Origin of the sequence: Rhizobium sp. NLR22b, from assembly GCF_019685295.1 — a bacterium.
Classification (GTDB): domain Bacteria; phylum Pseudomonadota; class Alphaproteobacteria; order Rhizobiales; family Rhizobiaceae; genus Rhizobium.
Window position 1 is genome coordinate 36,412 of sequence record NZ_JABDWM010000021.1, and the last position, 23,761, is coordinate 60,172.

A 23,761-nucleotide genomic window follows, 5' to 3' on the forward strand; every position below is an offset into this window, starting at 1 on the left:
GCTGTATCGCTAACTGGGGGAAAAGATGGCTTCGCTTCAAAGCAATCTTGTCAAAAGAATCGAGCGACTACCGAAACCTGCGAATACCGCGGATGCTATGCAGCCGCTGTTTGAAGCCATCAGCAACTCAATTTACAGCACGCAGGACCGTTTTCGAGACGACGTTGCCAACAGCGGCCGGGTGATCGTAAACATTGTTACTGGACGCAAGCAGGCCCACGTTAAGATTGTCGTTGAGGACAATGGAACAGGCCTGGACCGAAAGAACTACGAGGCATTCACGACCACCGACACCGACAATAAGATTGCTCGTGGTGGGAAAGGCGTAGGTCGACTTCTGTGGCTTGATTGCTTTGAAAGAACAAAGCGACAGCGTAAGATTAAAGAGGGGGAAGCGAGTGCCGCAATATGATGCTGATGAAATAAGAGGCATGATCGCTGCGGGCGAGGTCAGGGGATTTACGCTCGACACCAACATAGTTGACGGTCTCAACACTAACGGCAACCTGGACAATCGTATCCTGCTCAGCATCGGCAACCTGAGGACAAAGAATGTTGCCTCACTCATTGCGGACGTCGTCGCCGGCGAGGTGACAAGCCACATGACAACTGCACACGATGCCGCCTACGATCAACTAATGTCAGCCTTGAGGGCCCATACGAAAATCTGGAAAGCTGATGCTGGCGCCATCGAAACTTTCAAAGCAGCTTTGACACCCCGCGACCGCGTCGCCGATCACGCAAACGAGTTATTCAACACCTTCACCGCGACCATCGGTATGGAAGTCGTCTCGTCAGAGGGCGCGGTTGAGACTGCTGAGCTTTTGAGCAGATATTTCGGTGCACTACCCCCATTCGCGGGAGCAAACAAGAAACACGAGTTTCCAGATGCCATTGCATTGGCGGCACTGCGACGGTGGTCCGAAGACAATGGCCCTGTACTCGTCGTCAGCAAAGACCGCGGTTGGCTGACGTTCTGCGAAGAGAGCGACTATCTCTATTGCGCCGACGATATCGGGAAGGCCTTAGCGCTGTTTCACGAGGATGAAGATGTCGTCGCACAATGCATCGCTTCCATCACCGCCGATCCCAACGGATTTGTCGCCAGCGCCATCGTAGGTGCAATCCAAAGGGATCTCGATGATCTCGATTTCGACGTGGATGCGTCGGCGTTTATGGAATGGGACGCGGAGATCGAAGAAGCCGTTGTTGAAGAGATGGAATACGCGGGCCATGACGCCGAGCAGAGGATTGTCTCATCGGATGCTGACAGCGTCACGTTTCTTGTGCCAGTCACTGCAAGAATTAAGGTCCAGGCTTCGTTTAACTTTTCAGTCCATGACAGCATCGACAAGGATTATGTGTCCCTAGGAGGGACTGTCGAAGACGTGACCCTTCAACATCGCTATCAAATTACGCTCACTGTGACAGGCAAAGGTGGCCAAGACATCGAAATCGATGATGCCGTAGTCAATCCCGCGACGCGGCTTCGAGAAGTAGACTTCGGCTACATCGAGCCCTTCTCTGAACCAGAGCCAGAGTGGGAATGAGCGCGATACGGTCCATCGATCTCCGTCTCGTAGATGATCTCGTCGACTTCGTTCGAGGCCGCGGCTACGTGCTCGATTTTTCGGATTCGAGCTTCTCGGAATTCTTCGCCGCGGAGCTGGACGTCGACATCGACAATTCGATCTATGCCGACCATGGTGGCTCTAAGGGCAAGCGGCTGCGCTGCTTCCTTCAGAAGGTCGACGACGCCACTGCCGCCCGAACCTTGCAGGCCCTCTGGGAGCATCGTAGGGAATTCCTGGCGCGCACGGGCCGGGAGGATCCCGTAGTGAACGCTGAAGGACGGTATCTAGGGCTACTGGCCCGGCTAACCGGTCAGCCGACGGACGCCGGCGGCATGCCGCCGCGACCAGCTTTCGATTGGCGACTGCTCGCCGAGCTGCGGGACGAACTCGTGCGTGTCGCATCGCTGCAGTCGCATGAGCGAGGCTATGCCTTTGAGAGCTTCCTGAAGCGGAGCTTCGACATGGCGGGCCTGAAGGCCCGCGAACCGTTCCGCAACACCGGCGAACAGATCGACGGCAGCTTTCTGCTCGGCGAGGAGACTTACCTGTTCGAGGCGAAGTGGCATTCGGCGCCGACGGGTGTCGCCGACCTCCATGTTTTTCATGGTAAGCTCGAACAGAAGGCTGCCTGGGCCCGCGGGCTCTTCGTCAGCTACAACGGCTTCACACCCGACGGCCTCTCTGCATTCGGCTCGGGCAAGCGGTTCATCTGCATGGATGGCCGCGACATCTACGACGCGCTCGATCGTCAGATCCCGCTCAAAGCGGTTCTCGAACGCAAGGTGCGCAGGGCTGCTGAAACGGGGCGCCCCTTCATCCCAGTAAGGGAGCTTTTCGATCAGAACGGGGTGAGCCGATGATCCTGACAGACAACGAAACCAAGGTCGACCTCCTCAACAACGAGGCGATCGCAACAACGATCATCAAGCTCCTGGGGGACCGGCCTGATCGACCAGTAACGATCGGCGTGCATGGCGACTGGGGCGCGGGCAAATCGAGCGTCCTGGAGATGATTGAAGCCGGCTTCGAATCGGAAGCGAAGGTCCTGTGCCTCAAATTCAACGGATGGCGGTTCCAGGGATTCGAAGATGCCAAGATCGCGCTGATCGAGGGCATTGTCACAGGACTGATCGAGAAACGGCCGGCGCTGACGAGGGCGGGAGAAGCGGTCAAGGACGTCTTCCGCCGCATCGACTGGCTCAAGGTCGCCAAGAAGGCAGGAGGCCTCGCCTTCACCGCGTTCACGGGCATCCCGACACCCGACCAGATCAACGCGATCGTTGGCACGTTGGAGGGCGTGCTGGCGGACCCCGCGAAGCTCGCCACCAAGGACAAAGTTCAATCAGCTATCGATGGCGTGAAGGGTCTCCTGAAGGAGAAGGACGGCGAAAGCGCGAACGTCCCCGAAGAGATCAACGCCTTCCGGAAAGCGTTCGACGACCTCTTGGAGAAGGCGGGCGTCGAGCAGCTCGTCGTCCTCATCGACGACCTCGACCGCTGCCTCCCGGACACCGCCATCGAAACCCTTGAGGCGGTCCGTCTCTTCGTCTTCACCTCGCGGACCGCGTTCGTCGTCGCGGCCGACGAGGCGATGATCGAATACGCCGTGCGCAAGCATTTCCCCGACCTGCCGGACACGACGGGTTCGCAAACCTATGCGCGCAACTACCTCGAGAAACTGATCCAGGTGCCGTTCCGGATTCCTTCCCTGGGCGACACCGAGACCCGGATCTATGTGACCCTGCTGCTCGTGGGCGCCGAACTCGGCGACGACGATCCGGAGTTCAACACCTTGATCAGCGTCGCACGCGAGCGTCTGAAACGCCCGTGGACCTCAGGCGCATTGGACTCGGCTGCCGTGAGGACCGCGCTCGGCGAGAAGGCCTCCCGGGCGAACAACGCGCTGGCCCTCAGCGACCAGATCGGGCCGATCCTGGCCAGCGGCACGAAAGGCAATCCCCGCCAGATCAAACGCTTCCTCAACACCCTCGTCCTGCGCCAACGCACGGCGGAGGCGCGCGGATTCGGCGACGACGTGAAGCTCCCGGTCTTGGCGAAGCTAATGCTTGCCGAGCGCTTCATCCCGCGCCTGTTCGATCAGATCGCCGCCGCGGCCGCTGCGGCGTCGGATGGCAAATGTCCCGACCTTGCCGCTCTCGAAGCCGCCGCGACCGCCAAAGAGGATGACAAGCCGAAGGCCAAGCCGGCGAAGTCGGCCGGCAAGGACGGCGACGTGGCAAAGCCTGCACCCATACTCGAAGCCGTGAAGACCACCGAGAGCGCGCTGCTCGGCGAGTGGCTCTCCTCCCCGGCGATCAAGGCGTGGGCGAGGGTCCCGACGATGATCGGCGACGAAGATCTCCGCCCCTATCTGTTCGTGGCCAAGGACCGGAAGGACTATTTCGGTGCGGCCTCGGTGCTGGGGCATCTGGCCGCCGTGGTCGAGCAACTCTTCGGAGGCAAGTTCGCCGTCCAGGGTCTCGAGCCCGATCTCAAGCGGCTGGCGCCGCCAGAAGCGGCTCAAGTTTTCGAGGCGGTGCGCGGGCGCATTGTGGGCGCCGACGCCTTCGAGACCGAGCCGCCGGGCGCGGCCGGCCTGGCGGTCCTCATCAAAGCGCACCCCACCCTCCAAGGTGAACTCGTTAACTTCCTCGACGCATTGCCGCGCGACCGGCTGGGTCCGTGGGTCTGCGGTGGCTGGGAGGGAGTCCTCAAGGACGGCGAAGCCGTCCAGCGCTTCGATCGCCTGCTCCAAACCTGGGGCAAGGAAGGCGGCCCCATGCTGAAGGCCGCGGCCAACGGCGTGCTGCGCACCCGGCAGGGGGGACGCTGATGGGCACCTCCAGCGCGTTCGGTGGCCAGGCCGGTGGCACTCCCCTCGTTCCAAGCTGGCTCGGCGACGACGGCGCGCCACCGGCCGCGCCCGACGGCGCCCCACCCGATCCGGGTCAGCCGCCGGACGGTGCGCCTGGTGACGGGGCCCCGCCCAATGCTCCGCCTGCGCCGCCGCCCAGACCTCCCGTGCCCCCCGTCGCCGATCCCACGCGCTTCTCGGCCGCGCGCAACAATTTCTCGCGCTTCGCCGGATCCGGAGGCGATGACCGCCGGAGCCTTGGCCGCGCCGTCTCCCACTATGTGGGTTCCTCCTCTGGCGGCGCGCGTACCGCGGCAGCCAGGATGGGGTCGGCGCGCGGTGCGGGAAGCCGTTTGCTCGGCTTCCTGTCCGACGCGGTCGCCCGGGGCGCCACCGAAGCGCTGCGCGCGCTCAACCTCGACGGCTTGGCGGGCCGCCCAATCGAGGAAATCTTCCTCGGACTCGCAGACTATGTCTGCCCCGACGGCGGCTCGATCGATGAGGGCATCGCCCGCGAAGCGTTCATCGAGACCATCGCCGACCTCGCCGGAGCGGGTATCACAGACCTTGACGGTCTCACCGCCGAGCAGATGCAGACCGTGTTCGAGCTGTACGCGACGAATGCGATCGAAGCCCGGCTGTGCAACGACATCGGGGCGAAAACCGTGACGCTGCCGAGCGACAGTCGAGAAGCAGCCCGCGTCCAGGCGCAGCTCCACGATTTCATCAGGCGCGGCGTCGCGGATGCCCTCACGACTGCGCGCGCTGCGGCTGCCGCGCTGACACCCGAACGCGTGCTGACCTTCGTCGGACGCATCTACGAGCAGGCGTTCGGAATCCTGCAGATCATGGGCGATGCGGAGGCAGAGGGCGCATGAGACGACATCTCATCACTGGCCGCTACGACGCTGGCGATCGCAGTCGAATGCCGCTCGGTAACGGCGAGGTAGAAACCCGACTCGATCTCGTCGGCGGCGAGCGGTCGCTCGGCCATGGCATCGGGCGGGCGCTGGCCGATCTCTCGCGGCTCGGTATCTTTCCCTCAGAAATGGGCGTCGATGTCCTGGTGCTGGCCGCGCACGTGCACGCTGCCGACACTCGCGTCTCGCGCGACAGTGAATCGCAGGATGGTTGGACTCGCGAGCTGCGCCTCATCGTCCCGGTCTCGGATCCCGACCGCTGGCAGGCCGCCGCCCCGACCTTTGTGCGATTGCTGAATTTTCTTACCGGCGATCGCTGGTCCCTGGGGTTTCGCACCCGACCGAGGCGCTTCGCGCGCGTGGCACCGACACCGCCGGCGCGGCTCATAGGCCCTCCCTTCGATGATCTCGCTCTATTCTCTGGCGGGCTCGATAGCTTGATCGGTGCGATTGACGCCCTCGAGGCAGGCCGTACCCCGCTCCTCATCAGCCATGCCGGAGAAGGCGCGACCAGCGACGCGCAGGCGACGATCTTCGAGGCGCTCAAAGCGAACTATCGCGGCAGGGCCTTCGATCGGCTGCGTCTCTGGATGGCCTTCCCTGACGGCTTCGTCCGCGGATCGGCGGGGGAGAACACCACACGGGGACGATCCTTCCTCTTCTTCGCTCTCGGCGTATTCGCTGGCACCGGACTGGACGGGACGTTCACGCTGAAGGTGCCGGAGAACGGCCTGATCGCCGTCAACGTGCCCCTCGACCCGCTTCGGCTCGGCGCATTGAGCACCAGGACCACGCACCCTTTCTACATCGCCCGTTGGAATGACGCGCTGCACACGCTCGGCATCTCGGGTCGGATCGAGAACCCCTATTGGGACCGGACGAAAGGTGAGATGGCCGAGGAATGCGCCAATCCCACCCTGCTTCGCCAGCTCACGTCGGCGTCGCTTTCTTGCGCGTCGCCCACTAAGGGCCGATGGCAAGGCCTTGGCACGCAGCACTGCGGCTATTGCTTGCCTTGCCTGATCCGGCGGGCGGCGCTGCTCAAGGGCCTGCGCCCAGATTTCGACCCGACCGTCTACACCGTGCCCGATCTCACCGCGCACGCGCTTGACACCCGCCAATCGGAAGGTGTGCAGGTTCGGTCATTCCAGCTCGCCATCGAGCGCCTTCGCGCGCGGCCGGAGTTGGCGCCGATCCTGATCCACAAGCCCGGACCTCTCTTCGACGAGTCGCCACAGCGCCAGGCCGCCCTCGCGGATGTGTATCGGCGCGGCCTTGAGGAGGTGGGTGCGCTCCTGACCGGCGTGCGGACGCGACCCGGATGAGTGAGGCGCCGTCAATTGGTGGCGTGGACTTTCATTGCCACCTCGATCTCTACCCCGATCACGCAGCGGCCATCGCCAGAGCTGAAGCCGCGAGAATTTACACGCTGACCGTGACGACGACGCCTAAAGCGTGGCCGCGCAATCATGAGCTCACGCGTCATACGCGCTATGTTCGCGCGGCCCTTGGTCTGCATCCCCAGCTCGTCGCGGAACGTGCCGCGGAGCTGCCGCTTTGGGAGCGTCATCTCACTGAGACGCGCTATGTCGGGGAGGTGGGCCTCGACGCCGGTCCTCGTTTCTACAAGTCGTTGGAGGCACAAAGGCATGTGTTCGAGCGCGTCCTGGAACGATGCGCCGAAGCCGGTGGCAAGATCCTCACGGTCCACAGCGTACGGAGCGTGCTGGCGGTCCTGGACATGATCGAAGCGCATCTGCCCCGCGAACGCGGAAGCGTCGTGCTTCATTGGTTCACCGGCAGCAAGAGCGACGCCCGTCGAGCTGCTGCTTTGGGGTGCTATTTCTCGATCAACGCCGAGATGACGCGGACTGACCGTGGCCGAGAACTGATCGGAAGCTTGCCGCGGGACCGTATACTCACCGAAACCGATGGTCCCTTCACACAACAGGACGGCCGCCCCACTGAACCCCACGACGCGCCGTTAGCCGCCATTGCTGTGGCTGACGTTCTTGGGCTATCAGCTGACGCGACTACCAAACTCATCGTATCGAATCTTCGTGCCTTGCTCGACTGACGACGGCTGCAGCTTAGTTAGTTCGGTAGTGCCCTCGTTGAAGCCACTTTCGTTGGATGCAAGGTATCCGTAGATGCTCAAGTCGAACGAGGCACGAGGCGCAGTTCGGGAGGCTTGTTCCTCTCGCCGGTCATGGAAATGGCCCCCGCTAACCCAAAAAGCAAGTTCTCTATTTCGGCCGTCGGTACTGACAGCCGCTCAGCAATTTCCGTTTTCGTTATCCGTTCGTTCCAAAGGGCGGTCAGCACCTTTTGCCATACGACCGATTGTTCCCGTTGAACCCCGAATGGTTCCGATGTCCGGTATCCGTGGTCTGAAGCTTGGATGCAGAACATGCGGTACTGCCAGTCGGATATGATCTCCAACGTATGAAGGCGATAAATCATCGCCATGACCGACACTGCCCATCGCTTTTTAGCTTCGACGATTTGATTCAATGTGTGAATGCGTGGCAGCCGCGCAATGACGTCCGCGGACGGCATCAAGAAGGAGGAAGCAAACCGATTTGCCTCCTCCTCGGCTCGTCTGCCGCTCGGGCCTCCATGCCGGTGCAAAACCAAATGGCCCAATTCATGGGCGGCATCAAAGCGCCCATGCTCGGCCGTCTTTACCGTATTAAGAAAAACGAAGGGCCGGGTGCCTCTCCACACTGAAAATGCGTCGACGGTTCGCGTGTTCTCGACGAGCGAAAAGACCCGCACACCCTTGGCTTCGAGCAAATGGACCATGTTCTTGATCGGTTGCTCGCCGAGGCCCCATTCCTGTCGGAGAGAGCGAGCGGCAACTTCCGGACTTTCATCCTTCAAGTCGATCAGCGATACGTCTGGCATGCTGAAGTTCTCATCCACCCAATCGGAGAAGAGGTAGGCCAGAGTGCCGGCCGCCAGCGCCGCGTCACGATCCTTGGCAGTCATTGACGTAAGGCTGCGGAAGCTCGCCGCATCACTTACGATTTCATCAACATCAGGCGCGCAGAAAAAGGGAGGAGGAAAGTTCAGAATTTTAGCGATCCGCTCCAGAGTCTCGGGGGAAGGCGCTATCTCACCGCTCTCGTAGCGCAACACCGTGTGCGGAGTTACGCCCAAGAGCTCTGCGAATCCCTTCTTCGTCAGCCCCCTCCGTTTCCGAGCGAGGCTGAGGCGACCAGGTGTGAGCATGACTGCTTACTTCCTGCGCACGGTGATGTCGAAATCTTGTCCGTCGTCTTCTGCCGGCATCTCGACAGCAATCCGTTCCCATTCGCCCGGGCGAATGATCCATATGCGCTCGCTATAGCCGATATAGAAACCGCCCCGAAATTCAATAGGGCGAGATAGCTCTGCCCGGACGTCTTTCCCATTGTCGAAGACACACAGCTGCCAGAGATCATAGATGTCGTGCCTGACCTCTCGCGGATTGTCTCGACGGAAGAGATCAAGCTGGTTGTTCAGGTCGGTAATTTTTTCCGCCATCGGGCCCTTTTCGGTCCGATTGCGGGGAGAGCGCAGGGGATCGCACACGCCTTTGTCGGCATTCATGACCGTCACCTTGCGGCGGAAATCATGATTTACGATGAGTTCGACGCCACTTTCATCCAGGGCATTCCAGCCTTCCCGGCAGAACATCTGGCGCATGCGCGTGATCCCGGCGTCCCAGGCGAAGAAGCCGCCAGAAGATTTGGGATTGTGCGGAGTGCAAGAGCCTCGCGCGGCAACCATCGCCTTGACGATATCGACCCATTGCGAGCGATTGGAATTGAAATACTGTGAGAGTCGGCGATCGCAGTCGCGAGCTTCCTGATAGATCACCGCAGCCATGCCGAATCTCCACGTAACTTTTTGCTGCCTCGTTTGTGAAGGAAAAAAGTTACGCGGTCAAGCATCAGGCTTCCATCAGCGTATGTCGTCAATCATATGCAAAACCCCTATCATTATGTTTATTTTCGCATATGATTAGCGGATGCCATCATTTCTGGACGATTACACAGCGGGCGCGCAAGCCGTTACTGGGGTTGATCTGGTCGGCATAGCTTCCGTTGCATTGGCGCTCGCCCGAGCGCGACAAGGCCGTTTGGCTGCATTGCCCACCGGGTTTGGTGAATTTGCACTCGATGACGAGCGCAGCCATTGCGCCGACCGCAAGGGCATCGACTTGCGTAGGCCTTGGTTCCCCCAAAAGCCGATCACTATCCGTCCACTCGAGTGTTATCGCCCATGGGCCGCCCGGCGCCACGCCTACTCTTGCCGCGATGGCATCGAAGATGCGGTCGCGATCTCTGCTCATCTTGATTGTGCCGAACACGTCGATCGCGATGGCTTGTGACGAATGGCCCTTATGGGCCTCAATTCGGTTGGTTCGGTCACGATGCCAAGGGAATTGCTCCCAGTCATGGATGGCTCCGTGGCTGGCCGGAAAAAGATTTTCGCGAACGGCCTGGAGATCGGAGATCATCCCGTTTGCGCCTCCACACCATCAAGACGAGGAGGTGGTTCCGTCCGATGGAAGCGGCTCGGCCGTGCCGGCATAAGTAACGGGAGCGCGTTAGCTGGCAATCGGTTTGTCCACCAGCTTTTCGACTAATCGCCTGAGTTCCGATGGGGTGGTCTGGCCAGCCACCACCTCGTGGTAGCCTATCCCGGCGCGTCGCAATGCCTCCTTCTTTACCGCATCGCGCGCGGCCGCGGTGCCTTGATGGTGTCCTCCGCCCTGATACTCGATGACATGGCGCGGTTGGCAATTGCTGTCGACGAGCAGCAAGTCGACGCGCTTGGAGTTGACGCAGCTGTAGGCGTCCGCATCAGCGCTTCGCAGGATTTCGCCCAACGACACCTGCGCCATGACCTGCCAAGAGGAATTGCAACCGATCACGATCCTGTCGAGCTCGCGAAACACGCGGGCTTCGCTCTTGTTCAGCAATGGCTGAATGGTGAAGTTGGAGCGCATCACGATACGCAGTTGATCCGCCGGGTCGACTGGTCTCAATAGCTCGGCAGTTTGCATCGGACGCCAGGGTCCCAGGAGGATGCGCTCGTTGCTGCGTCGTTCCTCGGAGCGTGACCTGTTTCTCTCCTGCCACGCCTGTTTTCTTTTCGCCGTTAAGAGTTGTTCGACTGCGATGCCGATGGCGAATCCGACAAACAGCGCGGCAATCAGCAATTCTGGCTTATCGAGATCCGCCACAGTTATACCGCCCGACGCGGTAACTGCGGCAATTCCAATGATCAGCCAAGGCGCCACGAACAGCACCGACCTTTGACGATAGTGCATGCCCCTCTCCAGATTTCCCGCCAGCATAGTAGAGCGCACGCCTGACCCGCGAAAAGTTAGCCAAAAGAGTTAGGGTCGTAGGCGGTCGAGTCACACGCTATCGAATTCATGATATTAGGCGGGCGATAACCGTAGCGCCTTTGTTGACTCCTTCTTTCACCCAGTCGAAAAGTGACTTGGCTATAGAGGAGATGTCTGATGGCTGATGAGAATAATACGAGCCCTGCTGCCGGGGCCGCGGAAACCAGTGCGCCAATAAATGCGGACGTTAAGAAGAAGCGTGCGCCGCGTCGTCAAAAGCAAGCTGCCGAACCGGCTTCTGCCGCGACCGAGGCGGTGACCGAACCGGCGCCGGCGTCAGGTGCGGCAAAACCTGTTGGACGGGGCAGGGGAAGAAAGCCGAAGTCGATCGAGGCAAAGCCTTCCGATGGCAAGGGCACCCTCAAGGGGAGAGGAAGAAATAAGATCGCCAAGCCTGCCCCGCAAACGGCAAAGGCATCCGCACCGGTGATTGATGAGCTGGAAGATCTGATCCAGCTTGAAGAAGAGAACAAGCGCTTGCGCAAATTGCTGGCCGACAAGCTGCGCCAGGAAAATACCGATCTGCGCAAACGGCTCGGACTGGATTGATCAGCACGCAGACATGTAGGTCGGCCGCCATCGCGGCCTCAGCCACCGCATCTTCAGCAGAAAAATAGTCGCCGGGCGCCTCGTCGTGCCCGGCCGACTTGCGACTGGGGACAGGGCGCTGCGCAGCATCTCAGCCCGGCTTGATCGAGGTGAAATGCCGATGAAAACACCGTGGAAATTCCTCGTCGATTTGACGTCGCGGCGTCGAGCGTCAAAAGGGCTCGAGAGTTCCATCGGGCATGATACGAATCCCGCTCTCGATTATCAGGCAGAGCAGACGCCGGCATCTCCTGCGACTGAAGACTACGCCCCAGCGGAATACAACGAGGCTGTTCTGGTCGAGAGAGTGGCATCGGCATCGGACGACATTGAAGGCGATCGCGATGCAGCGCAGGCATTGGCACCGCCGGTCGTTGGTGACGAGGCTTTGACACTCTCACCAAGCGAAGCGCGTCGTTCAGTTGAAAGCGCCGATGAGCCAAGCGAGACAAATTCGAAGTCTCGGACAAGGTCTCCGCACAGTCGCGGTGAGCGGAGGATGGGAGCCCAGGCTAACACTGGCGCGCGGGCCGGTGTCGTGAGACATGAAGGTCAAGGCGTGCCTCGGTCGTCTGCGCGCGACGCGTTCTTCGACGATGTGGCAAGCCTTGATGAGGACATCAAAAAACTGAAAAGAGAGCTCGCCCGGAAGCTCCAGCTGCAGAACGCCCAGCTCAAGACGATGCTGAAACGGTTCGACGTCAATTGAGCTTGGCACGGAATCTAAAGGTCTAATGTAAATATGAAAACACCACAGCGAAACTTCGTCGTCGAATTCAAGTCGGGTCGCCGGCGATTGACAACCCAGGCAAATTCGATCTGGGGAAACACCGATATCAAGGCTTTCATCCGTCAGGCAGAGACGGAAGCGCCGCACTTGTTTGAATCCAAGCAGGAGCTGGACGCTATCGGCGAACCCGGCGCAACTGCGCAGGAGCAGGAGCCAGCAAATCAGCTTGATCAGAGCAATGACGCCGGCAACAAAACCCAGTTCGCCAGTTCTTTGGTCGAGCCGGCGCCAATCGATCCATCGCAAAACCATCACGATCTCGTCCGCCCCCTCACGCAATCGAAAAGACAGGCGGCCAAAAGACCGGCTCGAAAAGCGACGACGCGCACTGGCGAGAGCCGCTCAGGAAATCGTGCCGACCGCCAAAGCGCCGAGAGCCGTAAAGGATCTTTCGCCGCTTTGGTTGAAGCACCAGTTGATGAACTGGCTGGGCTTGATGCCGAAAACCGGCGCCTCAAGGCGCTGCTGATAAAGCAACTCCGCGAGGAGAACCTGCAGCTTCGAATGATGCTCGAGCGGTTTTGCGTCTTCTGAGAGCTGTCCCACCTCATGGCATGTTCGCCAATATGGCCTCCGAGCCACCTTCGCACCGAGCGCCTATGCTTCAGCGTGAAATTCCGGTTCGCGGACGTCCTCTTGCCACCAGTACGAAGAATAGCTGAGTGAATAGTTCGGCTCCTGGTGCCCGTTAAGGTCCACCTCCTTTGCAAGATGACGTGAGGCGAATCAAAATTCGTTCACAAACTAACAGAGTGGACCGGTGCTATGCGTCTGGCATAGCTCTATCGAGCGGTAACATCATGGCAATTTCACTTTGGTTTCTATCAATATCGATCGGGTATACCGCGTCGCGCACATTCCGGCGGCTGGAGAGACGATTTCATCATCCGCATTCGCACAGGGTGTAGGCGGTAAAGGCCTCAATCACTCTGTCGCTATCGCACAGGCAGGTGGTGTATTGTCCGGCACTTCGGAGCGATGAACACACGAGGTCGATGGTTAATCGCTGAGGCAGAGGCTTCCCGTGGAGATACCAGCTTAATCCTCTCGCGAGAGGGACAGCCGACAGGCTAAAGCGATGGTGATGCTTGCCGACGACGGCGAAGATGCCATCGTGATCTCCCCTGGAGCAAATGCTGGCTTCGCGGTCACGGAGATCGTTAAGACTGTCCCATGTATGCAAAAAGGCTACTTGTTCAAAACGAAACAAGCGGAGTCGAGTTTGCCATTAAAGCACCGAAAAAGTACGGCTTGAATGTCGCCTTGGCGGCCGCCCCTTTTTCCGCAAAGGCTATAGTTCCACTCCTTCGTTATATCAGTTTGCTTGGGCTCAACCATATCGAGTCCAATCAACTCCTCTATGCGTTGGGTGCGCGTGAACATGGCGAAGAGGTTCGAGAACAAGATCGTAGTGGTCACGGGCGGACCGACGGTATAGGGCTAACGACGGCTCAGGCGTTCGCGGCCGAAGGCGCCCATGTGTACATCACAGGCCGCAGATAGAGCGGCTGGACCAAGCGCTTACCGCGGGCAGGTCGATATCGTGTTCGCCAATGCAGGCGTGTCGGAATCTGCACCTATCGGCGGGATCGAGGAAGATCATTTCGCGCGGGTGTTCGATATCAATGTGAAAGGCACGGTATTCACGGTGCAGAAGGCGCTACCGCTGATGTCTGCCGGAGCTTCGATCGTTTTGGCAGGTTCGGGAGCCGGCAGCAAGGGTTTCCCAAGCCTCTCCATCTACAGCGCGACGAAGGCTGCGATCCGCTTGTTTGCCCGCACATGGACGGCCGATCTGAAGAGCCGGGGCATCCGTGTGAATGTGGTTTCGCCGGGCATGATTCTCACACCGGCGATGCAGACGTATTTGCAGAGCAATGCAGGCATCGGGGATTGGATGAAGCAGACCATCTCGTTCGGCCATATCGGCAAGACAGAAGACATCGCCAAGGCGGTGCTGTTCCTTGCATCGGACGAAAGCAGCTATGTCGGCGGTGAGGAGCTGTTCATCGACGGCGGTTTCGTAGCGGTTTGATCCTGTTCGGGATCGACCTTGCGTCCGGTCAACCGTCTCCCATCGGAATCTCGAACCTCATTCCGGCAACGCTGGGTTCACTCAGGCCCAATATCAACGAGATGAATCACCGGGGTGAAGTTCACGGGCTCCCCTAAAGTCGGTCCGGAGCACGAGAAAGAAAGTTCGGCTGATAATGTCCACACTTGAAACACCAATGGCCGAACGACCGGTCACATGCGCTACGACAAAGGCAGGATTCGAGGGTGCGATGCCGATGTCCCGCACGATCCGAGACGGGGTGGGAGTGTCTCGGCACCCTCGTTGTTTGTCCACCGTGTATAGGCTGGGACCATTCGCCGGTGGATGACAACATCGCAACAAAGTGCAAGCGTTTTTGGCGAAGTTGAAGGGCAACAGGTCGTCGATATCAGCAGCGACAGCGCGTTGAGGCAGGTCGCTGAGAACTGGCGCGACCACACTAACGTGCGCCGCGCGTGACGTGCGGCAGGTCAGCACCAAGCTGTAGACGATGGCGCTGGCTCCGTCGACGGTATCGTTGAACAGCCAACTTTTCCGGCCAGTGGCAAAAATCCTTAAGCGCGAACAACACCCTGGCGAGAAGATTTATCGCGGTGCCGCCTTGCGGCGGTCCGTTTCTCGCCGCCACGAGCTACCGGCGCTCGACCCTGTTTCTAACGTAACGCGATATTGCTTATTATTCGTAGCCGTTATTGATATGTACTGGCCAACGCCAGTTAAGAGGAGTGATCGAATGGGCAAATTAGAGAGGCTCGTCGAACGTGCGTTGGCGAAGGCTGGATCTGTTATTGAAAGGGTTGTCCCCGACGATCCGGACAAAGCGGAAAGGCTAGGAGAAAAAATCAAAGGAGTAATCGGGGAAAAAGCTTTCGATAAAGTAGAGAGGTTTGCCGATGCAGCCGATCTTGCACTGGAGAACTGGCGTATACAGAAAGAACAAGATTCAGCTCGTCGCGCATTGATGCTCGGCATCCGCAACGACCGTTCAGGCGGTCGAGACGTCCCGCTCCAAGGCATCCGGCGAGCAGCCGCCCGCACAGTGACAGTTCACCTTGAGCAAGTAAGCGACCAGATCTCTCAGCCAAGAATTCCCGATGACCCGCGTCGCGACCGGAGGACGCGTGCTGAGGTAGATGATTCCCCATGGGGGCGCAATGAGCTGACGTTTGAACAGTTTATAGGTCATCAGGATGATCAGCGAAGATCTATGCATGAAGGTGAGCCCCGGCGGCATGCGGCAGAAAGCCAGGCCAGCAATCTTGAATATTACGCTCGGCATGGTCCGCCCCCGCCATATTCGCGTGATTATCAAGATGCCGCCCCCCCGGCATATTCCAGTGGCCCCCAACGTCCTCCACATAGCCCCGTTGAAGTCGGGGCTCGTGAAGTCACCCCGCAAATCACTGCGGTTGGTCCTCGCGACGCTGCCGCACGCAGAGGGCTTTATGAAAGATCGCGTGATGCACGCAGCCGTTGATTGAGGACGTAGGTGCGGGCGCCACTCGTCTCGTGAGACGCAGCAGCGCTGAACGGAAATTGCCTTTAGGTGAGATTGGCGCGCTATTGTGGGCCAAACAAAGCGCCTCCTCCCTGGCGGGCATGTCTGCACGCCAGGCGGCAGCCCGGTTCGGGATTGGGATTTCACAGCAATTCGCTGGGTCGCAAGAGCGAAAGACGGCGAGCCCACATCCAGGCCGCAAGGTTGGCGGCGCCCCTCGGTCCTTGATGCACACGAGGCGTTTGTCGTCGAGATGATCGAAGGCCGCAAGGACGTGACGCTTGATGAAATGGTCGAACGTCTGAGCTGGGCCACCTGGCTCCAAGCCGCCGGCCTTTATGGTATCGACCACGAAAGCGGCGCGCGGTTCGAATCTGCCGCCTACGCCGTCGAGGCGACGGTGCAGGGGCAAGGGCCTCCGCAACGCCAAGAATCAGAATCATTGAAGCAGAAACTCGTTACTCCCGGCAATGGAAGGGAGGGAAATCAAGAGCTGGCTTCTGCAATAGCTATATCTTCACCGACTTCCAGGTTAGCACCCGGTCACGGAGGAAGTAATGAAGCGATTTGCGATAGCTGTCGACACCGCCCTCCGTCGGCAGCGACAAGCGCCGGCCGTATTGCTACTAAACACCGGGGCTAGATCGACCGGAACGACGAGATTGCCGAGCGCAAGCTCGGCAGCAGCGCCTTCCTGAATGTACCAGTATAGAGGACACGATTGGTTATCGCGGCCTTGCAGCGGTGCAATCGAATGCCCCTCGCAACGGAAGTCGCTGTCGTAATCATCTTTAACGATCCAGCGGCCCTTCTCGTCTGGATAGCAGGAAGCTCCAGCCGGCGCGGCAACGAGAGACGAGAGCTCCTTGTCCAGAAACCTCCGTCATTATGCCATCTAGAAATGTGTCACTTAATAAGGCTGCAGACGACGCACCTGCTTCCTCAAACTTGAGATTTCTACCGGCGAGTCCCCCCATAGTCTGTATTCTTGTCGCGCCAGACGCCATGTGGATGCGGCTGCGGGAAGTTGTACGGGGCATCCATCACGAACTCGATCCACACGGATGGCCCATCGATCCGGACATAGTCTCCTTGGCGCGACAGCGACGTCGAGCCGGAATAGCTGATGTGCGTTGCTCCCAACTCATGTTCATAGCGAGCCATAATCAATTCGGCATTCGCGTCGTCAATGTCGCCGACATAGGTGGCGATCACGGCGAGCAGGAGCGCGCGCTGCTGACGGTCCAATGACGATGCGGGGAGACCTTCGGCCCGTTTGGGAAAAGACCAGTCTCTGCCAGGCCGCATCAAGACGTCCGAAAATTTGCGTGAAAGCCTGGCGCGCGCCAGTTGATACTCGTCGAGTGAGGCCAGAAGCGCGAGGAACGCGTCCATCTCTTGCCGTTGCGGCGCGTACGTGACGCCATTGTACTCGAACGGAAAGGCTGGCTCTATACCACGGAACGACGGCGTTGCGCCGACTAAGGCGCCGTGGCGATAGGTGTTCGTGAGGGCAAGATGGTGTCCTCCGAACTGCAACTGCCACAAGCCGATCTCCGAAGGCGTTCCGAGAAACGCGACGTAAAAGTCGCCTCTGCCGTAGCCGTCTCCCTTGCCGATCTGTCTGAGATAATCGTCGGCATTCAGATGCTGCTGGATCTCGTCGTATCCTCGGTTCCTGCCCGTACCTGTCGCGGCGGCGAGCAAGGCATTCAGAGCGCTCCACTGAGTCTCGGAAAGCGTCTCGAGGCGCAGCCCGATACGGCCGCGTCTGCCCAGATACCATTGAGGGTAGGTATGCCAGCGCGAGGCGTTGGCGAAAGTATATGGCTGCAGCAGAGCCGAGCGCTGCTCGTCGCCGAGTGTGGCGATGAACGCATTCGCGCGATCGAGCACCGTCCCGAAAGCTCTCCGCGCCGCGTCGAACGATTCAGATTCCGTGGAATGACGCATCTGTGTACCTCGCTCGGCTGATGTGGCGATCGTTGGAACGCAACTCAGCAGGGCTGCGCTGGTAATTATTGCCGCGAACGGCGTCCGCCATCGCGGCGGTCCGAAACGTTCCGGAAATGGGTTGGAATGCTGAAGTTTCCCGGGGCGAAAATTGCAGTTCATCGCACGATCCTTTCACAGGTGCATGAGGTGGAAGTGGGGAGACGAGTGTGGCGCCGCCTCTCTCCGCCGGTCGCCGCCATAAAGTGCCATCCGAGATCAAAATCACACCGCGACCCCGCGTGCCAATCGGTGCGCCGAAATCGCAATCGACAGGCCAAGTGTCGCGGCAAGACCGCCGATGAGGAACACGGACGAGTAGCCCGAGTAATCGGCCAGCACGCCGACGAGCGGCCCGGTCGCGCCATAAGCGAGGTCCTGGAAGGCAGCGAATCCACCGACCGCCGTGCCGCGAAGGTGCGGCGGCACCTGCTTTACGACCTCGGAGCCCATCGCCGGAAACACCATCGAGCAGCCAAGACCGGTCAACAGGGCGCCAATCAACGCCACGTATGGTCCGGACGCCAGCCATAGGAGATATTGCCCGCAAGCCTCCACGGCGAGCGAAACGATGGCGACAGGCGTTCCGCCGATCCGGTCCGGCAGATTGCCGGCCAGGAACCGCATAGCGACGAAGCCGATCCCAAAGACGGTGAGGCCGAAGCCGGCATAAGGCCAGCCACAGCTGAGGAAATAGAGAGAGAAGAAGGCGCCGAGCGCCGCGAAGCCGACGCCTTGAAGTCCAACGGCCGTACCCGGGCGCCAGATGCGCCCAATGATACGCCAGAATGACTCGCGCTGACCGGCATGGGGCGCCACGGCCGGAAGCCGATGAATGGCAATCAGACCGACCAGCGGCAGCGCGGTGCAGGCGACCATCAGTCCCGAAAAGCCGGTCCGGTTCAGCAAGGCCAGCCCAAGCGGTCCGCCGACTGCGAACGCGCCGTACATGCCGATGCCGACCAGCGACATGACTCGACCGGAGCTGGCCTGGCCCATCAGGCCGATGGCCCAACCGATCATGCCGACCATGGCCACGCTCTCACCGAGTCCGAGCAGGAGTCGGCCGACAATCAACACGGCATAGCTCCCGGTGACAGGGAGCACGGGCCGACTTGCCAGAAGGCAGATCAGTCCGGCCGCCGCATAGATGAGGAGGCCGCGCTGCATGCAAAGCTTGCCGCCGAGCCGGTCGGCCCAGGCGCCGGCCCGACCGCGCGTCAGGATCGTCGACAGGAAGGCGATGCCGACGGCGAGCCCGCCATAGGCGTTGTCGAGGCCGAGCCCGTGTACGACGTGCACGGGGACCGCGGGCAGCGACATGGCTACGGTCAGATAGGAAAGAAACAGCGCCGCCGTCAGGGCGACGACGCGGCGATAGGCCAGATCAGGCCGTTCGGTGTCAGGCATGTTCGCGCACTCCATAAGTGGATCATCGCCGAGCGCGGCAGCCTGTGCGTGCCGGCGTCGTTCGAGCGAGGATCGATGAATGCGTTGGCTGACGTGAACGCTTACGGCCGGGAGGCGCGCATCAGCCCGGCGATAGCAATCTGCAAGCGCGCTTATTTGGTGGTAACCAGGCTGATCGATATCAGTGAACAGGCTTCGGGCCCCTGGATGATGTTGTTGCCGGTTGGTAGAGGGCTTCCGCGGACCGGAGCGCGTCACCCGAGCCGCATGGAAAGTTCGACCTCCTCCGTGAGCGGTATGAACATGTAGCCACTGTCGGATGAGCGCACGCGCCCCAGATATTCCGGGCAGTAATCGGCATCGTCCGCTAGGATCAGCGCGCCGGGGCGAAGCCGGTTCTCAACCACGTGCAGGATATCGGGATAAAGCGCCTTGGCGCCGTCGAGCAAAAGCAGGTCGATCGTCTCAGGAAGATCGTTGGCAAGGGTCTCGAGCGCATCGCCTTCCCGCATCTCCACCAGGTCGATCAGTCCTGCAGCGGTCAAGTGTTCCCGCGCCCGTGCCACTTTGGAGGGCTCGAACTCGCTGGTGATCAGACGGCCACCGCCGTTGTCCTTAAGTGCCGCGGCCAGATGCAGGGTCGAGATGCCGAACGAGGTCCCGAATTCCACGATCGTCCGCGCGCGGCAAGCTCGAGCCAGCATGTAGAGCAGCTTGCCAGTTTCGCGCGAAACGGGAAGCCAGAGGTCCTTCAGGCGTCGATAGAAATCGAGATATTCGGTCTTGCTCCGTATCAGCCGCTCGCCCTCTCCGCTTAAGAGTTCCGTCGTGGTGGAGCTTGTCGTCACATCAGCCTCCTGGAACAGGCGGTCCAGTAGAGGTGCAAGCGGAGGGGTTTTAAGGGAGGTCATCGATGTCTCCATCAGTCCTGGACTTTTCCTTGTGTCGCGCTCAAAAATACGATTGATTGTTCGTGTTTTCTATTCGCGTTAGCGGAACGCTGCATGACCGAGCGCCCAAGTCCCCGGATTTCTTCACGAAAACAGCCAAGGCAGGTTCGCTCGACCGAGCTCGCCGCGACGATCCTAGAGGCGGCTGTTCAGGTTTTGGCGAACGAAGGCGCGCAGCGTTTCACTACGGCTCGGGTAGCAGAGAGGGCTGGCGTCAGTGTCGGATCGCTCTATCAGTATTTCCCGAACAAGGCGTCGATCCTCTTCCGGCTCCAGAGTGACGAATGGCGGCAAACGTCCGAGATGCTCAACTCGATCCTCAGCGATGTCTCCACACCTCCGCTCGAGCGGCTAAGGATGCTCGTTCATGCGTTCATCCGGTCGGAATGTGATGAAGCTACGGTTCGCGTGGCGCTCGATGACGCGGCTCCTCTCTACCGCGATGCTCCCGAAGCGCGGGAGGCACGGGCGGAAGGGGACCGCATCTTCGGCGCCTTCATGCGGGAGGCGCTGCCGGAAGCCTCGGATGCGACCCGCGACTTGGTCGGCGATCTGATCACGTCTACGATGAGTGCGGTTGGAAAGCAGTTCTCGGAAAAGCCACGAACCTTGCCCGAGATCGAGGTCTATGCTGATGCGATGGCTGATATGTTCTGCGCCTACGTCAGGAGTCTCACATAACGCGGGACTAGGAATTCGGCATGTGGTTGCCAGAAATAAGCGGACACGACCTAGTCTGGAGCGGGGAAGAACATGATGATGGCGGAGATATCGCCACACCTGGGATACGAGCTCACCGAGTTGAGAACGTGCTACTGTCCGCATTATCCGGCTTGGACATGGTTCATTGAAAACATCAGATTCCGTCGCTGCAGCGCACATTCCACGGAAAGGCGCTCCCAAAAAACCTGGCGCGAAGACGATGCATCTAGCCCGGGACTTGCCGGTAGGCGAGCGTTTTGCCGGTACGAACTGCTATTATTCTCATAGATCTTCTGCTGAGAAGAGCAGGGCGCCGGGGATCAAAAAGCCAATCTACTCGCAGAAGTGGCAGCGCCAATTCGGGTTATGGGGTTCTTTAGGTCTCGAAGGGGCAGACACCGCTTTTGCATTTTAGTGCCAAAAGTGTGAGTGGCGCCTCGTAGGCCACGTTGGCAGACTGCGGGTATGTTTCTGATTCTACGGTCAGACTCGCGTTTCGATCAGCGTGACTGCATTCAGATGTTGCGGATGTAACGTTTTGATAACCCTGTTTTTCTTGCCATCATGAGGTGATGGGGTAACTGTCACGATAATTGTCGGGTTCTCCTACAAATATCGTGACTGGAGGCGGATTTTGAAATGAGCGTGAAAATGGCCACTTGGGGAAAAGTGTCGAGTTTCGCGGATACCGTTCTGGCGCACGGTGGCGATATCTCATCGAAGCTTGATATGCTTCGACAAGAGAAGTTTCCACCTAATGCTCATAAAACGCTTCGCCAGTTTTCGCTTGCTGAGGTGGCCGATCTCATCGGCGTTTCGCAAAGCTATTTGAAGAAACTGCATTTGCAGGGCAAAGGCGTAGAGCCGAGCAGGACAGCTACTGGACGCCGATATTACACGGCGGCCCAGATAAACGAGCTTCGCGTTCTGCTCGATCGTGTTCCCCATCGACGCGCCCATGAAAAACTTCAGGTTATTGCCGTCGTTAACTTTAAAGGCGGTTCCGGCAAAACCACAACGGCGGCGCATCTTGCCCAATTCCTCGCGTTAAAAGGCTATCGTGTTCTGGCCGTCGATCTTGATCCTCAGGCTTCACTGACGGCGCTTTATGGTATTCAGCCTGAGTTGGACGAAAAGAAGTCGTTTTATGAAGCGTTGCGATATGACAGTCAGCGAAGGTCAATAACCGAGGTCATACAGCCGTCCAATTTTCCAAATCTCGATGTCGTGCCAGCAAATCTCGAGCTGCAGGAGTATGAATACGACACTCCTATCGCCATGCAGCGGAACGACTCGAACGACGGAAAGCTGTTCTACACTCGCATTGGCGACGCTCTGGATGAGGTTGATGAGAGATACGACGTCGTGGTGGTCGATTGCCCGCCACAACTCGGCTACATCACGCTGACTGCCCTCACCGCTGCAACGTCCGTCCTGATCACGGTTCACCCTCAGATGTTGGACATCATGTCGATGTCGCAGTTTCTCCTGATGCTTGGTGAAATCCTCAAGAGTGTCGAAGGTGTGGGAGTGGACGTCTCACTTGATTGGTTCCGATATCTGATCACGCGTTATGAGCCAACCGACATTCCGCAACAACAGATGGTGGGCTTTATGCAGTCGATGTTCGCCCAGCAGATGATGAAGAACCACATGGTGAAATCTACAGCCATAGCCGATGCGGGGCTTACGAAGCAAAGCCTTTACGAGGTTGAGAGGTCCCAGTTCACCGCCGCGACCTATAATCGAGCCCGGGAATCGCTGGATTCGGTTAACAACGAGGTCGTCGAGCTTTTGAGGAGTGCATGGGGACGCCGCAATGCTTGAAGAGTTGTCAGCCGTACAAACCCGCTTTTTTCTTAGCCAATTCAGAGGCTTGCTAATTTCCAAAGGGCTTTGACATGGCTCGCAAAGATGTCTTCGCAAACATTACCTCTGGCAGCAGCTCCACGACGGAACGGCGTGCTACCCCTGGCTACGCTACTCACGGTGCTTCCAGGTCAATGATCAGCTCGCTAAGCGAGCTGAGAGACAAGGTCGCACTCGCTGAACAACAAATCGCCGGCGAAGCAGTTGTTGAACTGGCCCCCTCTCTTCTGGAAGACTCATTTGTCTCAGATCGTATGGGGGATGACGATCTCGCGTACAACGCTCTCCTCGAAACAATCAGAGAACGTGGCCAGAACACGCCGATTCAGGTGCGCCCTCACCCAGACAAAAAGGGTCGTTACCAGATTGTCTTCGGCCACCGGCGTGCTCGTGCTGCAAAAGATCTCGGCAGGCCGGTTCGCGCGGTCGTTAAAACTGTTTCCGATGCGGACCATGTTATTGCACAAGGACAAGAAAACTCGGCGCGAGAAAACCTGTCGTTCATCGAGCGTGCAAAGTTCGCGCAAAGTTTGCTCGATCTAGGCTATGAGCGTTCCACGATTCAGGCGGCATTGTCAGTGGACGCACCGATGCTTACCCGGATGCTTTCTGTGTCAGGCAGGGTCCCAGCCTCCGTCATAGCAGCGATAGGCGCTGCGAAATCCATCGGCCGTGACCGCTGGCTTGAATTCGCTCAGAGTCTGGAAAAACCATCGTCCCTTGAGCTGACGAAGCAGATTATCTTGGACGAGAGGTTTTTGGCACTTAGTTCGGACGCGCGTTTTGATCGGATCGCCGCGGAGCTCAAGAAAGCAAGCGGTCGAACCAAGGGCAGCAAGTCCGCCGGGGAATGGCGTGCGAATGATGCGAGTGTCCGTGCCGAGTTCAACGGGAGCGGCAAAAGATACTCGATCGCTTTAAAATCCAAGGATGCGGCTCGGTTCGGTCGATTTATCGCCGAAAATCTCGAGCGCCTCCACGAGGAGTTTCTTAAGTTTACTAAAGGTGAAAGAAGGTAAACCGCAAAAGAAAAAGGCCCCCTCAACGTCGCCGTCATGGAAGCCTCTCTCAAAGGTGTAAGCAGCCTGAGAATCGCATTTCCACGAATCGCAGTCAAGAGTCTTTGGCGCCGTTTCGGTGAGCGTTTTGCTTTT

20 protein-coding genes and 4 pseudogenes are annotated in these 23,761 nt (G+C 59.1%); 16 read left to right on the forward strand and 8 right to left on the reverse strand.

Features of this window, described 5'->3' with window-relative positions:
* The first annotated feature begins 25 nt into the window (after positions 1-25).
* From HJC00_RS27415 to qatD, 7 genes are read left to right on the forward strand one after another with little or no spacing between them, the layout of a single operon-like run.
* Positions 26-412: an ATP-binding protein gene (locus HJC00_RS27415; protein WP_221164906.1), complete on the forward strand. Its 387-nt coding sequence runs from the start codon at positions 26-28 to the stop codon at positions 410-412.
* Positions 399-1,550: a PIN domain-containing protein gene (locus HJC00_RS27420; protein ID WP_221164907.1), complete on the forward strand. Its 1,152-nt coding sequence runs from the start codon at positions 399-401 to the stop codon at positions 1,548-1,550. Before HJC00_RS27415 ends, HJC00_RS27420 begins: the two co-directional genes overlap by 14 nt.
* Positions 1,547-2,434: a restriction endonuclease gene (locus HJC00_RS32835; RefSeq protein WP_259672327.1), complete on the forward strand. Its 888-nt coding sequence runs from the start codon at positions 1,547-1,549 to the stop codon at positions 2,432-2,434. The genes HJC00_RS27420 and HJC00_RS32835 overlap by 4 nt, the downstream gene beginning before the upstream one ends.
* The gene (gene qatA / locus HJC00_RS27430) at positions 2,431-4,407 is read left to right on the forward strand and encodes a Qat anti-phage system ATPase QatA (protein WP_221164908.1); all 1,977 of its coding nucleotides are present in this window, start codon (positions 2,431-2,433) and stop codon (positions 4,405-4,407) included. Before HJC00_RS32835 ends, qatA begins: the two co-directional genes overlap by 4 nt.
* Positions 4,407-5,306, forward strand: a complete 900-nt coding sequence (gene qatB / locus HJC00_RS32840; RefSeq protein ID WP_259672328.1) for a Qat anti-phage system associated protein QatB — start codon at positions 4,407-4,409, stop codon at positions 5,304-5,306. The genes qatA and qatB overlap by 1 nt, the downstream gene beginning before the upstream one ends.
* Positions 5,303-6,673, forward strand: coding sequence for a Qat anti-phage system QueC-like protein QatC (gene qatC / locus HJC00_RS27440; RefSeq protein WP_221164909.1), 1,371 nt, complete (start codon positions 5,303-5,305; stop codon positions 6,671-6,673). The genes qatB and qatC overlap by 4 nt, the downstream gene beginning before the upstream one ends.
* On the forward strand, positions 6,670-7,425 hold the full coding sequence (qatD, locus tag HJC00_RS27445; protein WP_221164910.1) for a Qat anti-phage system TatD family nuclease QatD: 756 nt from the start codon (positions 6,670-6,672) through the stop codon (positions 7,423-7,425). Before qatC ends, qatD begins: the two co-directional genes overlap by 4 nt.
* A gap of 77 nt (positions 7,426-7,502) precedes the next feature.
* Here the strand turns inward: qatD and HJC00_RS27450 are convergent, their stop codons facing one another.
* From HJC00_RS27450 to HJC00_RS27465, 4 genes and pseudogenes are all read right to left on the reverse strand, one after another.
* Positions 7,503-8,582, reverse strand: a complete 1,080-nt coding sequence (locus HJC00_RS27450; protein WP_221164911.1) for an XRE family transcriptional regulator — start codon at positions 8,580-8,582, stop codon at positions 7,503-7,505.
* 6 nt (positions 8,583-8,588) lie between these two features.
* Complete coding sequence (locus HJC00_RS32845; RefSeq protein WP_259672329.1) at positions 8,589-9,221, reverse strand: hypothetical protein; 633 nt, start codon at positions 9,219-9,221, stop codon at positions 8,589-8,591.
* Positions 9,222-9,372: 151 nt separating this feature from the next.
* Positions 9,373-9,855 (reverse strand): annotated as a pseudogene (locus HJC00_RS27460) (PGN_0703 family putative restriction endonuclease); the annotation flags it as partial.
* 90 nt (positions 9,856-9,945) lie between these two features.
* A complete protein-coding gene (locus tag HJC00_RS27465) occupies positions 9,946-10,671 on the reverse strand; it encodes a DUF2726 domain-containing protein (RefSeq protein ID WP_221164913.1) in 726 nt (241 codons plus the stop codon).
* A 198-nt stretch (positions 10,672-10,869) separates the two neighbouring features.
* Here HJC00_RS27465 and HJC00_RS27470 point away from each other — a divergent pair, with 198 nt between their 5' ends.
* From HJC00_RS27470 to HJC00_RS27485, 4 genes and pseudogenes are all read left to right on the forward strand, one after another.
* Positions 10,870-11,301 (forward strand): SyrB2 regulator, encoded by a 432-nt coding sequence (locus HJC00_RS27470; RefSeq protein ID WP_221164914.1) that lies wholly within the window; start codon positions 10,870-10,872, stop codon positions 11,299-11,301.
* Positions 11,302-11,461: 160 nt separating this feature from the next.
* A complete protein-coding gene (locus HJC00_RS27475) occupies positions 11,462-12,049 on the forward strand; it encodes a hypothetical protein (RefSeq protein WP_221164915.1) in 588 nt (195 codons plus the stop codon).
* A gap of 33 nt (positions 12,050-12,082) precedes the next feature.
* Positions 12,083-12,664: a hypothetical protein gene (locus HJC00_RS27480; protein WP_221164916.1), complete on the forward strand. Its 582-nt coding sequence runs from the start codon at positions 12,083-12,085 to the stop codon at positions 12,662-12,664.
* 847 nt (positions 12,665-13,511) lie between these two features.
* Positions 13,512-14,165 (forward strand): annotated as a pseudogene (locus HJC00_RS27485) (SDR family oxidoreductase).
* Positions 14,166-14,528: 363 nt separating this feature from the next.
* Here HJC00_RS27485 and HJC00_RS32850 read toward each other — a convergent pair.
* A pseudogene (locus HJC00_RS32850) lies at positions 14,529-14,744 on the reverse strand (IS66 family transposase); the annotation flags it as partial.
* A gap of 175 nt (positions 14,745-14,919) precedes the next feature.
* On the opposite strand from HJC00_RS32850, the gene HJC00_RS27490 reads away from it, so the two are divergent.
* Positions 14,920-15,663 carry a hypothetical protein gene (locus tag HJC00_RS27490; RefSeq protein ID WP_221164917.1) on the forward strand — a complete coding sequence of 248 codons (744 nt, stop codon included), beginning with the start codon at positions 14,920-14,922 and terminating at the stop codon, positions 15,661-15,663.
* A 122-nt stretch (positions 15,664-15,785) separates the two neighbouring features.
* Positions 15,786-15,991, forward strand: a pseudogene (locus HJC00_RS27495) (IS630 family transposase); the annotation flags it as partial.
* A gap of 650 nt (positions 15,992-16,641) precedes the next feature.
* Here the strand turns inward: HJC00_RS27495 and HJC00_RS27500 are convergent.
* The 3 genes from HJC00_RS27500 to HJC00_RS27510 form a co-directional block, all read right to left on the reverse strand.
* On the reverse strand, positions 16,642-17,637 hold the full coding sequence (locus HJC00_RS27500; protein WP_221164918.1) for a DUF3500 domain-containing protein: 996 nt from the start codon (positions 17,635-17,637) through the stop codon (positions 16,642-16,644).
* Between the two features lie 264 nt (positions 17,638-17,901).
* Positions 17,902-19,086 (reverse strand): MFS transporter, encoded by a 1,185-nt coding sequence (locus HJC00_RS27505; protein WP_221164919.1) that lies wholly within the window; start codon positions 19,084-19,086, stop codon positions 17,902-17,904.
* A gap of 254 nt (positions 19,087-19,340) precedes the next feature.
* A complete protein-coding gene (locus HJC00_RS27510; protein WP_221164920.1) occupies positions 19,341-19,997 on the reverse strand; it encodes an O-methyltransferase in 657 nt (218 codons plus the stop codon).
* 93 nt (positions 19,998-20,090) lie between these two features.
* Here HJC00_RS27510 and HJC00_RS27515 point away from each other — a divergent pair, with 93 nt between their 5' ends.
* The 3 genes from HJC00_RS27515 to repB all read left to right on the forward strand — a co-directional run bounded on the left by HJC00_RS27515 (position 20,091) and on the right by repB (position 23,626).
* Entirely contained in the window at positions 20,091-20,717 is a 627-nt protein-coding gene (locus tag HJC00_RS27515) for a TetR family transcriptional regulator (protein WP_221164921.1), read from the forward strand.
* A 660-nt stretch (positions 20,718-21,377) separates the two neighbouring features.
* Positions 21,378-22,565 carry a plasmid partitioning protein RepA gene (gene repA, locus HJC00_RS27520; RefSeq protein WP_221164922.1) on the forward strand — a complete coding sequence of 396 codons (1,188 nt, stop codon included), beginning with the start codon at positions 21,378-21,380 and terminating at the stop codon, positions 22,563-22,565.
* Between the two features lie 74 nt (positions 22,566-22,639).
* Complete coding sequence (gene repB / locus HJC00_RS27525; protein WP_221164923.1) at positions 22,640-23,626, forward strand: plasmid partitioning protein RepB; 987 nt, start codon at positions 22,640-22,642, stop codon at positions 23,624-23,626.
* Positions 23,627-23,761 lie beyond the last annotated feature (135 nt).

Excerpts from the sequence above, each read along its gene's own strand:
- qatC (WP_221164909.1), top strand. The coding sequence starts at position 5,303 with ATGAGACGACATCTCATCACTGGCCGCTACGACGCTGGCGATCGCAGT.
- HJC00_RS27470 (WP_221164914.1), top strand. The coding sequence starts at position 10,870 with ATGGCTGATGAGAATAATACGAGCCCTGCTGCCGGGGCCGCGGAAACC.
- HJC00_RS32835 (WP_259672327.1), top strand. The coding sequence starts at position 1,547 with ATGAGCGCGATACGGTCCATCGATCTCCGTCTCGTAGATGATCTCGTC.
- repA (WP_221164922.1), top strand. The coding sequence starts at position 21,378 with ATGAGCGTGAAAATGGCCACTTGGGGAAAAGTGTCGAGTTTCGCGGAT.
- HJC00_RS27515 (WP_221164921.1), top strand. The coding sequence starts at position 20,091 with ATGACCGAGCGCCCAAGTCCCCGGATTTCTTCACGAAAACAGCCAAGG.
- repB (WP_221164923.1), top strand. The coding sequence starts at position 22,640 with ATGGCTCGCAAAGATGTCTTCGCAAACATTACCTCTGGCAGCAGCTCC.
- HJC00_RS27490 (WP_221164917.1), top strand. The coding sequence starts at position 14,920 with ATGGGCAAATTAGAGAGGCTCGTCGAACGTGCGTTGGCGAAGGCTGGA.
- HJC00_RS27505 (WP_221164919.1), bottom strand. The coding sequence starts at position 19,086 with ATGCCTGACACCGAACGGCCTGATCTGGCCTATCGCCGCGTCGTCGCC.
- HJC00_RS32845 (WP_259672329.1), bottom strand. The coding sequence starts at position 9,221 with ATGGCTGCGGTGATCTATCAGGAAGCTCGCGACTGCGATCGCCGACTC.
- HJC00_RS27415 (WP_221164906.1), top strand. The coding sequence starts at position 26 with ATGGCTTCGCTTCAAAGCAATCTTGTCAAAAGAATCGAGCGACTACCG.
- qatD (WP_221164910.1), top strand. The coding sequence starts at position 6,670 with ATGAGTGAGGCGCCGTCAATTGGTGGCGTGGACTTTCATTGCCACCTC.
- HJC00_RS27450 (WP_221164911.1), bottom strand. The coding sequence starts at position 8,582 with ATGCTCACACCTGGTCGCCTCAGCCTCGCTCGGAAACGGAGGGGGCTG.
- HJC00_RS27480 (WP_221164916.1), top strand. The coding sequence starts at position 12,083 with ATGAAAACACCACAGCGAAACTTCGTCGTCGAATTCAAGTCGGGTCGC.
- HJC00_RS27500 (WP_221164918.1), bottom strand. The coding sequence starts at position 17,637 with ATGCGTCATTCCACGGAATCTGAATCGTTCGACGCGGCGCGGAGAGCT.
- HJC00_RS27475 (WP_221164915.1), top strand. The coding sequence starts at position 11,462 with ATGAAAACACCGTGGAAATTCCTCGTCGATTTGACGTCGCGGCGTCGA.
- HJC00_RS27510 (WP_221164920.1), bottom strand. The coding sequence starts at position 19,997 with ATGACCTCCCTTAAAACCCCTCCGCTTGCACCTCTACTGGACCGCCTG.
- qatA (WP_221164908.1), top strand. The coding sequence starts at position 2,431 with ATGATCCTGACAGACAACGAAACCAAGGTCGACCTCCTCAACAACGAG.
- qatB (WP_259672328.1), top strand. The coding sequence starts at position 4,407 with ATGGGCACCTCCAGCGCGTTCGGTGGCCAGGCCGGTGGCACTCCCCTC.
- HJC00_RS27465 (WP_221164913.1), bottom strand. The coding sequence starts at position 10,671 with ATGCACTATCGTCAAAGGTCGGTGCTGTTCGTGGCGCCTTGGCTGATC.